The sequence below is a fragment of the Nocardia cerradoensis NBRC 101014 genome (genome assembly GCF_000308535.1).
Classification (GTDB): domain Bacteria; phylum Actinomycetota; class Actinomycetes; order Mycobacteriales; family Mycobacteriaceae; genus Nocardia; species Nocardia cerradoensis.
Map to the genome: position 1 here is coordinate 1 of NZ_BAFW01000222.1, position 12,108 is coordinate 12,108.

The 12,108-nt window shown below is 68.2% G+C and carries 9 protein-coding genes; 3 read left to right on the forward strand and 6 right to left on the reverse strand.

Features of this window, described 5'->3' with window-relative positions; translation table 11 throughout:
• From ON23_RS23545 to sucC, 4 genes are all read right to left on the reverse strand, one after another.
• Nucleotides 1–973, reverse strand: a 973-nt coding sequence (locus tag ON23_RS23545) for a cell division protein PerM (protein WP_245556079.1), incomplete at its 3' end; no start/stop codon positions are given.
• Nucleotides 974–1,127: 154 nt separating this feature from the next.
• Nucleotides 1,128–2,243 (reverse strand): DUF5336 domain-containing protein, encoded by a 1,116-nt coding sequence (locus ON23_RS23550; protein WP_039780845.1) that lies wholly within the window; start codon nt 2,241–2,243, stop codon nt 1,128–1,130.
• A gap of 441 nt (nt 2,244–2,684) precedes the next feature.
• Nucleotides 2,685–3,599 (reverse strand): succinate--CoA ligase subunit alpha, encoded by a 915-nt coding sequence (gene sucD, locus ON23_RS23555; protein ID WP_039780846.1) that lies wholly within the window; start codon nt 3,597–3,599, stop codon nt 2,685–2,687.
• Nucleotides 3,600–3,611: 12 nt separating this feature from the next.
• On the reverse strand, nt 3,612–4,778 hold the full coding sequence (sucC, locus tag ON23_RS23560) for an ADP-forming succinate--CoA ligase subunit beta (protein WP_039780847.1): 1,167 nt from the start codon (nt 4,776–4,778) through the stop codon (nt 3,612–3,614).
• Nucleotides 4,779–5,931: 1,153 nt separating this feature from the next.
• On the opposite strand from sucC, the gene ON23_RS39400 reads away from it, so the two are divergent.
• Nucleotides 5,932–6,735, forward strand: a complete 804-nt coding sequence (locus ON23_RS39400; protein ID WP_244970045.1) for a M23 family metallopeptidase — start codon at nt 5,932–5,934, stop codon at nt 6,733–6,735.
• A 28-nt stretch (nt 6,736–6,763) separates the two neighbouring features.
• Nucleotides 6,764–7,291, forward strand: coding sequence for a GNAT family N-acetyltransferase (locus tag ON23_RS23570; RefSeq protein WP_039780849.1), 528 nt, complete (start codon nt 6,764–6,766; stop codon nt 7,289–7,291).
• Nucleotides 7,292–7,304: 13 nt separating this feature from the next.
• On the opposite strand, the gene pcrA is transcribed toward ON23_RS23570, so the two are convergent.
• On the reverse strand, nt 7,305–9,854 hold the full coding sequence (gene pcrA, locus ON23_RS23575; protein ID WP_039780851.1) for a DNA helicase PcrA: 2,550 nt from the start codon (nt 9,852–9,854) through the stop codon (nt 7,305–7,307).
• Between the two features lie 303 nt (nt 9,855–10,157).
• On the opposite strand from pcrA, the gene ON23_RS23580 reads away from it, so the two are divergent.
• Nucleotides 10,158–10,466, forward strand: coding sequence for a chorismate mutase (locus ON23_RS23580; RefSeq protein WP_036505489.1), 309 nt, complete (start codon nt 10,158–10,160; stop codon nt 10,464–10,466).
• Nucleotides 10,467–10,600: 134 nt separating this feature from the next.
• Here the strand turns inward: ON23_RS23580 and ON23_RS23585 are convergent, their stop codons facing one another.
• Entirely contained in the window at nt 10,601–12,052 is a 1,452-nt protein-coding gene (locus tag ON23_RS23585; protein ID WP_039780853.1) for an NAD-dependent succinate-semialdehyde dehydrogenase, read from the reverse strand.
• Between the last annotated feature and the right edge of the window lie 56 nt (nt 12,053–12,108).

Below are 12,108 nucleotides of genomic sequence, written 5' to 3' on the forward strand. Positions count from 1 at the left end.
GTCCGGTCGGCACCGCCGCGAGCACGGGCAGCGCGGGCACCGGCGCGCCGGCGACCGAGAAGGCGCTCAGCGCCCCGCCGCCGATATGCACGTCCGCGCCGATCAGGAAGCTGGTCGCCGCGATCACGACATTCGGCAGATAGGCCAGCGACAGCACGGTCAGACCGACGAGACCCGCGAAATTGCCCGCGGTCGCGTAGGTATCGCCGATCACCGACCAGTGCAGCACGAACGACACCAGCGTGAGGATCGCCCCGCCGAGCAGCAGGCGCCACAACGCCCGCGCCGCCGCCCGCGCCCCGGCGAAAACCCAGTCCGGCAGCGAGGAGGCGATCCGGTCGCGCAGCGCATTGGGCCGGGCGGCGATCCCGGTGACCGCCGCAAGCAGATGCAGACCCCCCACACAGCAGAAGGCGGTGAGCGTATCGGGCGACTGCAGCGGCACCGCCGTCGCGGCATCCTCGGCCACCGCCAGGCACACGGCGGTGACCAGCAGCGGGCCCGCGAGCGCGGCGCCGACGATCCAGCCCAGATCGGCCCGCGAGGAGCGCGGCGAGACGGCATGCGCACAGTCGCGCATGGTCAGCCACAACACGCCCGCGGTCGGCAGCAGCGGCAGCAGCCCGAGCGAGGTCTTGCCGACCACGACCGGCACCTGATGCACGGCCAGCCAGCCGGCCGCGATCGCGCCGGACGCGCCCGTCATACCGCTGCCCGCGGCCATCAGCGTGATCAGCACGAGCGCCACGATGGCGACCACGGTGAAACTCGAAGCCCGAGCCGCGATGACGAGCAGCACCTTGGCCCGCTCGGGACTCAGGGAGAGGAATACCGGATCCTCGGGTCCGTCGGCGCCCGTGCCGCCGTGACCGCTCCGCTGCCGGGGCGCATCGGCGTTCGGGCGAGCCCGCGCCGGTCTCGTGCCGGCCCGCTGTTCGCGAAGGTCGGCCCATCGGACCAGTGCGGACTTCATAGAACTACCTCGCGGGATCCTGGTTGACTCGTCCGGTTGACTCGTCGAAGCACGACACGACCACCGACATGACAGGGTCTCAGCCGGAAACGGATCGGCGAGTCAGGCGCGCCGTGAAAAGCGCCTGACTCGCCGATCGTCGCGTCGAGCGGATCTACTTCTGGTCGTCCTCGGGACGGAAGGCCTTGGTGGCATCGGCGGCCGGGTTACCGGTCTGCTCGCCACCGAACGGCTGCGCACCGGGCTGGCCGGGCTGAGCGGGCTGCCCCTGCTGGCCCTGCTGACCGAAGTTCAGCGATCCGTACTGCTGACCGGACTGGCCGGGCTGCTGACCGGCGGCGCCGAAGTGCTGGGTCGCGGCCTCGTCGGCACCGGTCTGCGGGCGCTGACCGTAGGGCGACTGCGCACCCTGCGCGCCGTAACCCTGCTGCGCCTGACCCTGCTGGCCGTAGGGCTGCTGACCGTACGCGGAGGGCTGCTGACCGTACTGGCCCTGGCCGTACTGCTGACCGTACTGACCGTAGGCGGCCTGGCCCTGCTGCTGGGCCTGACCCTGCGCCTGGCCGTACTGCTGGCCGTACTGGCCGTAGGCGGCCTGCTGACCGGCCTGGGCCTGACCGTAGGACTGCTGCTGACCCGGCTGGCTCTGGCCGTAGGAGGACTGCTGACCGTAGGCGCTCGCACCGCCGGCACCCGGGGCGGCGGCCGCCGCGGGCTTCGCCTCGGGCGCGGAGAGGATGCCGCTCTCGAACAGCAGCGCGACCACGGCCGCGGCGAGCTGCACCAGCGCCAGGAAGACCAGGACCCAGGCGGTCCCCGCGGTCTTGTACAGCGTCGGCGTCACGAACGCCTGGAACAGCACACCGAGGAAGCCGGCCGCCGAAGCCGCCGCGACCACCGCGTTCTTGGCCTCCTGCTTGGGCAGCAGGGCGATACCGGCCACCAGACCCGCGAACAGCAGGAGCAACAGCGGCGCCGTGCCGCCTTCCTGGAACAGGCTCATGCCCTTGTCGGGCTCCTTGGAGCTGTTCATCGCGCCCTCGTCGAAGGTCGAGAAATCGAGGAAGCCCAGGAAGAAGTTGATCACGCCCAGCGCGGCGATTCCAACGGTCAGGTAGAACGTCAGCCCCTTGGCGCTCAACGCCGAAAGCCCCGAACCGCCGCCGGTACTACCTGTCGGCTGCTGGCCGAAGCTGGGCGCGGACGAGGGTGTGGGCGAGGGCGTCTGATTGGGCGCGTTGTACCCGGATCCCCCGGTCGGGTAGGACATGTGGTCGTCTCCTATCGAGTCCTTCATCGGCTTTCAGGCTGAATGCCCTTGACGCTACTGCACTCGAGCGCACCGGTCACGGCCACGACGCCACTGGCGGCAAGCTCGAGAACTCACTATGAACCGCATACCCGTATCGATCGTGTTGTCACCGAAGACGATCGGAGGTATCGGATGGACGTTTCGGAAATGTTCTGCACCGTGGTGCGGGCGCTGGGCCTGTGCCACCTGTTCCCGGCACCCTGAACGACGGGTTGTCCCCTGCCCGCGACAACGCCGCTGACCCTGCCCACCGCAGCGAGCTGCGACTGCCCACGGCAGCGAGCTGCTGACCGCCCAGCGGCACCGTCGTTCACCTGCCGAGTGAAAAACGAAGGCCGCCTTGCCGTTACGACAAGGCGGCCTTCGCGCTGTGTCCCGCTGCCGCACTGCAGCGAACCATCAAGCGGTGATCGAAGCCTTCTCCAGGATCTCGCGCGCCAGCGCGGCGGTCTCGGACGGGGTCTTGCCGACCTTCACGCCCGCGGCCTCGAGGGCCTCCTTCTTCGCGGCGGCGGTGCCCGAGGAACCGGAGACGATGGCGCCGGCGTGGCCCATGGTCTTGCCCTCCGGCGCGGTGAAGCCCGCGACGTAGCCGACGACCGGCTTGGTGACGTTGGCCTTGATGTAGGCCGCCGCCCGCTCCTCGGCGTCGCCGCCGATCTCGCCGATCATGACGATGAGCTTGGTCTCCGGGTCCTTCTCGAACGCCTCGATGGCGTCGATGTGGGTGGTGCCGATGACCGGGTCGCCGCCGATGCCGATGGAGGTCGAGAAGCCGAAGTCACGCAGCTCGTACATCATCTGGTAGGTCAGGGTGCCGGACTTCGACACCAGGCCGATCGGGCCCTTGCCGGTGATGTTGGCCGGGGTGATGCCCACCAGCGACTCACCCGGGGTGATGATGCCGGGGCAGTTGGGGCCGATGATCCGGGTCTTGTTGCCCTTCTCCACGTTGTAGGCCCACGCGTAGGCGGTGTCCTGCACCGGGATGCCCTCGGTGATGACCACGAGCAGCGGGATCTCCGCGTCGATGGCCTCGATGATGGCGTCCTTGGCGAACTTCGGCGGCACGAAGGCGATCGACACGTCGGCGCCGGTCTCCTTGATGGCCTCGGCGACGGTGCCGAACACCGGCAGCTCGACGTCCGAGCCGTCCTTGGCGGTGTGCGAGACGGTGGTGCCGGCCTTGCGGGCGTTGACGCCGCCGACGACCTGGGTGCCCGCCTTCAGCATCAGCGCGGTGTGCTTGGTGCCCTCACCGCCGGTGATGCCCTGGACGATGACCTTGGAGTCCTTGTTCAGGAAGATAGACATGCTCTCTTGTCCTTACTTGGCCGCAGCCAGTTCGGCGGCCTTGTCGGCGCCTTCGTCCATGGTCTGGGCGAGGGTGACCAGCGGGTGGTTGGCATCGACGAGGATCTGGCGACCCTCCTCGACCTTGTTGCCGTCGAGGCGGACGACCAGCGGCTTGTTCGCCTCCGACCCCAGGATCTCCAGGGCCTTGACGATGCCGTTGGCCACCGCGTCACACGCGGTGATGCCGCCGAACACGTTCACGAACACGCTCTTGACCTGCGCGTCGTTGAGGATCACGTCGAGACCGTTGGCCATCACCTCGGCCGAGGCGCCACCACCGATGTCGAGGAAGTTGGCCGGCTTCACGCCGTTGTGCTTCTCACCGGCGTAGGCGACGACGTCCAGGGTCGACATGACCAGGCCGGCGCCGTTGCCGATGATGCCGACCTCACCGTCGAGCTTGACGTAGTTGAGGTCGTTCTCCTTGGCCTTGAGCTCCAGCGGATCGGTGGCGTCACGATCGGCGAACTCGGCGTGGTCGGGGTGGCGGAAGTCGGCGTTCTCGTCCAGGGTGACCTTGCCGTCCAGCGCCAGGATCTCGCCCTCGGGAGTGCGAACCAGCGGGTTCACCTCGACCAGGGTGGCGTCTTCGCCGACGAAGACCTCCCACAGCTTCTGAATGGTCACCGCGGCGGCGTCCAGCACGTCGGCGGGCAGGTGGCCCTGCTCGGCGATCGAGCGCGCGAAGGCCAGGTCCACACCCTTGACGGCGTCGACCGGCACCTTGGCCAGGCGGTCGGGCTTGGTGGCGGCGACCTCTTCGATCTCCATACCGCCCTCGACCGAGCACATGGCCAGGTAGGTGCGGTTGGCGCGATCGAGCAGGAAGGAGATGTAGTACTCCTCCGCGATGTCCTTGGCCTCGGCGACCAGGATCTTCTTGGTGACGTGGCCCTTGATGTCCAGGCCCAGGATGTTGTTCGCGTGGGTGAAGGCGTCGTCCGGGGTGGCGGCGTACTTCACGCCACCGGCCTTACCGCGGCCACCGACCTTGACCTGCGACTTGATCATCACAGGCTTGCCGATTTCGGTCGCGATGGCACGGGCGTCCTCGGCCGAGTCCGTGACGCGGCCCTCCGACGAAGGCACTCCGTGCTTCACGAAGAGTTCCTTCGCCTGATATTCGAAGAGATCCATGTACTCACCGTCTCGTCTGCGTTGTTGTGACAACGACTTTGTTGGCGGCCCGTCGTCGGAAGCGGGTCGAGTCGGACTCTAATCAGTTCGATGTCGCCGAAATCAGCCGCATACAGCCTAAGTGGCGCAGGTCACGAGCGGGCATCCGCCCGGGCAAAACCGCTGGCCAAGGCTACTGGCGAGTAGCTTGGCGACACGCCGCCAGGTAGGGCGGACGACGGTCCGAATTGCGACATGGGCTACTACGTAGTGTAGTTGTCTGTTCTCACTCGCGTGCCCAGTGGAACGTGAGATATTCCGGCCGCCAGACGTGATCAATGTCACAAGTACCCCCTTATCGAGCGGAGCGCTTGCCCACCTGCAATCGTTTCGTTACCGTCGATGCGGTCGATGTCACAGCCAGATCACAGGCATGACGGGAATACTCGTCACTCGGTCGTGAGGCCCCAGCTGGTAGAACACATCGACAGACCCACCCGGATGAGGCCGCGTACACCGCACCGATCAGGAGGACGGCAGGCTTGTTGCAGCACAGTGCTCCGCAGGTAGCGAGCCGTTCCACCGGCGCACCGCGTCCCGCGTCTTCCGGATCCCCCGCGTTACCCGGTCTCGGAGTCCGCCGATGAGCCACGGTCGCCTACAACCTGGGCATCGGCCACAGTCCGCCCGCCGTTACCGCGGCGACGGAGAATCCCTCGACCAACATCCGTACTTCGGTGGTAACCAATCCTTCGGCGGTTACACCGGTTCCCGTTCCGAGGAGCCCGCGGCCCCGTCCGTGCGCAGTATGCCGGGACGTGCCGACAGCTGGATGTCCGCCGGCCCCGGTGCGGCGGGCGCGACCGTCGTCGGCCTCACCGCGACCACCGGGAATTCCACCGAGAATGCCTGGGGGGCAACCGGTTCGGAGGAATCCGGGGGGTGGCAACCCTGGGGAGCCCAGGCGCAGCCCGGCGGTGACTGGACCGCCGACCCGCAGTGGCCGCGGACCGACGAATGGGCCGCCGCCGACCCCGGTTTCGACGACGGCCGCGGTGTGCACTTCCCCGAGGGCCCCGCCGACCACGACGCCGCCCACTACGACGCCGACCACTACGACGCCGCCGACGAATACGACGAACCGGCCGGCAACGAACCGTTCACCCCGTCCCGGCTGCGCAGCTCCTGGAAGCGTGACAGCGCCGACGCCGACGAGGCCGGCACCGACGCGGAAGCCCCCCGGCGCTTCAGCGGTGCGCACCGCGTGCCGACCCCGCCCGCCGCGCTCAAGGGTCGCGCCGCCGTGGTGGCGGTCGCCGCCGGCGCGGTGGTCGCCGCCGGACAGGCCGGAATGGAATCCGGCAGTCAGCACCACACCGCGACCGCCGACTACGACGCCGCCGGTCAGGTGCACGAAATCGCGGCCCAGGCGGTCAGCACGCAGGCGGGTAATCCGCAGTCGCCGCAGGTTCTCAATGTCGCGCCCGTCGCGGATCTCAGGCAGTTCCAGGACATCCTGCAGCACGGACAGGAATTCGCGGCCGGACTCGCGGCCCAGGAATCGGCGAAACTGCGCCCCCTGTTCTCCAAATTCGCCAACGGCACCTTCACCTCCGGCTTCGGTAGCCGCTGGGGTGTGCAGCACCTGGGTGTCGATATCGCGGCCCCCATCGGTACCCCGATCTACGCGGTGGAGGACGGCGAGGTGATCAGCGCCGGCCCGGCCTCCGGTTTCGGTATGTGGGTTCGCCTGCGGCACGCCGACGGCACCATCACGGTCTACGGCCACGTCGACACCGCCACCGTCTCGGAAGGCCAGCACGTCCTGGCCGGTGACCAGATCGCCACCGTCGGCAACCGCGGCTTCTCCACCGGCCCGCACTGCCACTTCGAGGTGTGGCTCAACGGCCAGGACAAGATCGACCCCCTCCCCTGGCTCGCCTCCCGCGGCATCTCCCTCGGCCCCGAGCGCGACTGAGAAACGTTCGAGCGGTCGATCTTGCGTCATGATCGAAATTCGTACGGTCGGCGCGGACGACTGGCAGTTGTGGCGGCAGGCCAGATTGGCGGCGCTGGCGGGGGCGCCGGAGGCATTCCGGACTCGGCTGGCGGACTGGCAGGGCGACGGAGACCGGGAAGACCGCTGGCGTGCGCGGCTGAGTATTCCCGGGGCGCACGATCTGCTGGCGTTGCGCCACGGCGAACCGGTGGGAATCGCGAGTGGGGTGCCGGAGCCCGATCATGGTGCGGCCCGGGTGATCTCGGTGTGGGTAGACCGATCCGCGCGAGGTTCCGGAGTGGGTGATCTGCTGCTCCGCGATCTCGAGCGTTGGGCTGCCGAGGGCGGCTACACCACTCTGCGGCTCGACGTCTTCACCGACAACGAGCATGCCATCGCGCTGTACCGGCGCAACGGCTTCGAACTCCTACCGGAACGCGACGAGCCCGCGACACCGGACGAACTGACCGACCGCCGGTCGCAGACCCGGGTGGAGCGAGTCATGGTCAAGGCTGTCGCCCCGGCGCTCGGCTGAGGTCGCGGTCCGCTCAGAGTTTGACCAGGGTGCGGCTGTACTGCGGGATCAGGCGGATCTTGCCGGCGGTGCCGAAATCGATGGTGACCGTGGCGAGGGCGCCGAAGCCTTCGGCGGCGACCACGCGGCCGAGACCGTACTTGTCGTCGCTGACACGGTCGCCCACGGCGAGCACCAGGCCGGAGTTGTTGTGCTTGGCGGCGGGCCGGGCGGGGCTGCGGTCGCGCAAGCCGGGGCGCTGCTGAGACCAGCCGTCACCGCGGGTCCAATCGCGTTCCAGGCCGTCGTCCTCGCCGCGGCGGCGGAAACCACGTCCGCCCGACGGCGGAGCCGGTTCCAGCCGCTGCCAATCCATCAGATGTCCCGGAATCTCCTGCAGGAAGCGGGACTCCGGATTCGACACCGCCTGGCCCCAACCGGAGCGCACCACCGCGCGGCTCAGGTACAGCCGTTTGCGGGCGCGGGTGATGCCGACATAGGCCAGGCGCCGCTCCTCCGCCAGTTCGGCCGGATCGCCCAGCGCGCGCATGTGCGGGAACTGGCCGTCCTCCCAGCCGGTCACGAACACCACCGGGAACTCCAGTCCCTTCGCGGTGTGCAGGGTCATCAGGGTGACCACGCCGGAACCCTCGTCCGGGATCTGATCGGTATCGGCCACCAGCGAGACCCGTTCCAGGAACGCCGCCAGGGAACCGGGGTCCGGCTCGCCGTCGGCAGCCTCGGGCAGCAGACCTTCCTCGCGGGCGGCCTCCACATTGTTGCGCGCTTCGGAACTGAATTCCCTTGCCACGCTGACCAATTCGTTGAGATTGTCCAGCCGGGCGCCGTCCTGCGGATCGTCGGAGGCCTCCAACTCGGCGCGATAACCGGTCTTGTCCAGGACCGCCTCGACGACATTGCCCACATCGGGGAATTCGGTGTCGTCGGTGACGCCGGCGGCGCGGATCTCGTCGAGCAGATCGAGGAAGCCGGCGATCGCGCGCTGGGCGCGGGTGTTCAGCAGCGCCACTTTGCCGTCGGCGGCATCGCGCAGCGCGGCCGCGAAGCCGATGTCGCGCTGTTCGGCGTGCACCGCCACACACGCCTCGGCGCGGTCACCGATCCCCCGGCGCGGCGTGTTGAGAATGCGGCGCAGGCTCACCGCGTCGTCGGGGTTCTCCAGCACGCGCAGGTAGGCGACCACATCGCGAACCTCCTTGCGCTCGTAGAACCGGACGCCGCCGACCACCTTGTAGGGCAGGCCCATGCGGATGAAGATCTCTTCCAGCGCCCGCGAGTTGTTGTTGGTGCGGTAGAACACCGCGACATCGCCGTAGTTGTAGTCGCCCTGGTCGACCAGCCGGTCGATCTCGCGCGCGACGAACGACGCCTCGTCGTGTTCGTTGTCGGCGACGTAGCCGACGATCAGATCGCCCTCACCGGAATCGGTCCACAACTTCTTGTCGCGCCGATTCTCGTTGCGGGAGATGAGCGCGTTGGCGGCCGAGAGAATGTGCTGCGTGGAGCGGTAGTTCTGTTCCAGCAGAATCGTTTCCGCGTCCGGGAAATCGCGCTCGAATTCCTCGATATTGCGAATGGTCGCCCCGCGGAACGCGTAGATGGACTGGTCGGCGTCACCGACCACGCACAGCTCGCTGGGCGGCACCGCGTCGCCGCGGCGTGCCGGGCTGAATTCCGGATCGGCCGCCTCGGCCCCGGCGTCGGCGTCGTCGAGTTCGTCGGCCGCCGGTCGCACATGATGGCCGACCAGTTCGCGCACCAGCACGTACTGGGCGTGGTTGGTGTCCTGGTACTCGTCGACCAGCACATGCCGGAAGCGGCGGCGGTAGTACTCGGCGACCTGCGGGTGGCTCTGCAGGAGCGCGACCGTCTCGCCGATCAGATCGTCGAAGTCGAAGGCGTTGGCCGCGCGCAGCCGCCGCTGATATTCGGTGTAGACCCGGGCGACGATGCCGGGCAGTTCCGTCTCGTCGGATTCCGCGTCCGCCGTGGCCGTTTCGGGGTCGATCAGCTCGTTCTTCAGATTGGAGATGGCGGTCGCGAGCAGTCGCGGCGAATACTTCTTCGGATCCAGATTCTGGTCGCGAATGATCATCGCCAGCAGGCGGCGCGAATCGTCGGCGTCGTAGATGGAGAAGTTGGAGTTCAACGCGCCGGGCAGCAGATTCGCCTGCATCCGCAGGATGCGCACACAGGAGGAGTGGAAGGTCGACACCCACATGGCGGCGGCGCGCGGACCGACCAGGTCCGTCACGCGCTCGCGCATCTCCGCGGCGGCCTTGTTGGTGAACGTGATGGCCAGGATCTGCCCGGGTGTGACGCCGCGTTCGGCCAGCAGATAGGCGATGCGCCGGGTGAGTACGGCGGTTTTCCCGGAGCCGGCGCCGGCCACGATCAGCAGGGGCGAACCCGCGTGCACAACCGCCGCCCGCTGCTGCGGATTCAGGCCCTCGAGCAGGCGCTGCGCCTGCTGATCGGCCTGCGCGGACCTGTCCGCACCTCGCGTTGCCGCCGTACCCACCGTTGCCGTCCCCGCCGCTGTTCCCGCCACCGTCGTCTCCATCGTCCATCCACGCTACCGGCGGCCACCGACATGCTGTAGTCCGGCGCGATCTCAGCGCATTCTCACCGACGAGAACTTTGCCTCACTTGCCCCACGTGGCAGACTGGCCACATGACCAGCGCGCTCACGACCTCTGCTGTTCAGGCGTACGAAGGTATTCGTGGTCGCCGATTTCGCACGTGAGCGCATACTCGACGGGGGACAATTCAAGGCCGAACAGGTCTGTTTCACGGTGGAGGAATCAGATCGGTAACGGGGCAGGGCCGCACGCCGATCGAAGTTCTGACACGAGGAGAAGAAAGTATGAGCACCTCTACTGAGCCGATTGATCAGCCCGCGACCGGTTCCGATGCGACGTTGCCGAGTAGTGAGGCGGAGATCGAGAAGCTCCGCAAGGAGATCGATCGCCTCGACGCCGAGATTCTCGCGGCCATCAAGCGGCGCACCGAGGTCTCGCGCATCATCGGCCGCACCCGTATGGCCAACGGTGGCCCGCGCCTGGTGCACTCGCGCGAGATGAAGGTGCTCGAGCGCTTCAGCGAACTGGGTCAGGAAGGTCACACGCTGGCCATGCTGCTGCTCCGCCTCGGCCGCGGCCGCCTCGGCCACTGAGTTACCGCCGCCTCGGCCACTGAGCTACAACCCACCGAGACCACGCGGCGATCGTCTCGACGAACTCCGCGACCCCAGGCCGCCCCGGGTGCCGATCCCCCGGGGCGGTCGTTTCGTATCCGGGGACTACCGGGTCAGGGCAGGGCGATGTACTTCGTCGACAGATACTCCTCGATCCCCTCGAAGCCGCCCTCGCGCCCGAATCCGGAGGCCTTCACCCCGCCGAACGGCGCCGCCGGATCGGAGATGACGCCGCGGTTGATGCCGACCATGCCGCTCTCCAGCCGCTCCGCGATCCGCAGCGCACGATCCAGATCGCGGGTGTAAACGTAAGCGACCAAACCGAATTCGGTGTCATTTGCGGCGGCGAGGCCCTGCTCCTCGGTATCGAATCCGACGATCGGCGCGACCGGTCCGAACACCTCTTCGCTGAGGATCCGGGCCTGCTCGGGCACCTCGCACAGCACGGTCGCCGGGTAGTAGTACCCGGTCCCGCCGGGCGCCTTCCCGCCGATACGCACCTCGGCGCCGCGTTCCACGGCGTCCTCGACCAGTTCGCTGACGGTGTCGAGCTGGTCCTGGTTGATCAGCGGGCCGAGGGTGGTCGACGGGTCGTCACCGGGGCCGAGTTTCACCTCCTGCATGGCGGCGACCAGTTTGTCGGTGAATTCCGCGCGCACCGAGTTGTGCACGTGGAACCGGTTGGCGGCGGTACACGCCTCGCCGCCGTTGCGCAGCTTCGCCAGCATCGCGCCCTGCACCGCGGCGTCGATGTCGGCGTCGTCGAAGACCACGAACGGCGCGTTGCCGCCCAATTCCATCGAGGTGCGCAGCAGGCCGTTCGCGGACTTCTCCACGAGTTTCTTGCCGACCCCGGTCGAGCCGGTGAAGGTGAGTTTGCGCAGCCGCGGATCGTTGATCAGCGGCTCGGTGACCGCACCGGAATGGCTGGAGGTGATCACCGACAGCACCCCATCCGGCAGCCCGGCCTCACTGCAGAGTTTCGCCAGCAGCAGCATGGTCAGTGGTGTGGCCGAGGCGGGCTTGACGATCATCGTGCAGCCGGCGGCCAGGGCCGGGCCGATCTTGCGGGTGCCCATCGCGAGCGGGAAATTCCAGGGTGTGATGGCCAGGCACGGCCCGACCGGCTGTTTGTGGACGACGATGCGGCCGGTCCCGGTGGGCGCGGTCTGGTAGCGGCCGTGTACCCGGACCGCTTCCTCGCTGAACCAGCGGAAGAATTCGGCGCCGTAGCGCACCTCGTTGCGACTCTCCGGCAGCGCCTTACCCATTTCCAGGGTCATCAGCAGGGCGAAGTCCTCGGTGCGCTCGACGATCCGCTCGTAGACCGCGCGCAGGATCTCGCCGCGTTCGCGGGCCGGGGTGGTGGCCCAGCTGTCCTGTGCGGCGACGGCCGCGTCGAGGGCGCGCACGGCGTCCTCGGGCGTGGCGTCGGCGACGTGTGCGAGGGGCTCTCCGGTCGCCGGATTCTCGACCGCGAAGGTGGCGCCACCGGTGGCATCCACCGGCCCGCCGATCCAGAGTTGAGTGGGGACGGATTCGAGTAACTCGGTTTGCGACACCATGTGCTCAGGGTAGGCCGCGGTGGAGGCGAGCGCGGGCAACTGCCAGGTCGGCTGTG

Coding starts and splice junctions, on each gene's coding strand:
- ON23_RS23550 (WP_039780845.1), bottom strand. CDS start 2,243: ATGTCCTACCCGACCGGGGGATCCGGGTACAACGCGCCCAATCAGACG.
- sucD (WP_039780846.1), bottom strand. CDS start 3,599: ATGTCTATCTTCCTGAACAAGGACTCCAAGGTCATCGTCCAGGGCATC.
- sucC (WP_039780847.1), bottom strand. CDS start 4,778: ATGGATCTCTTCGAATATCAGGCGAAGGAACTCTTCGTGAAGCACGGA.
- ON23_RS23570 (WP_039780849.1), top strand. CDS start 6,764: ATGATCGAAATTCGTACGGTCGGCGCGGACGACTGGCAGTTGTGGCGG.
- pcrA (WP_039780851.1), bottom strand. CDS start 9,854: ATGGAGACGACGGTGGCGGGAACAGCGGCGGGGACGGCAACGGTGGGT.
- ON23_RS23580 (WP_036505489.1), top strand. CDS start 10,158: ATGAGCACCTCTACTGAGCCGATTGATCAGCCCGCGACCGGTTCCGAT.
- ON23_RS23585 (WP_039780853.1), bottom strand. CDS start 12,052: ATGGTGTCGCAAACCGAGTTACTCGAATCCGTCCCCACTCAACTCTGG.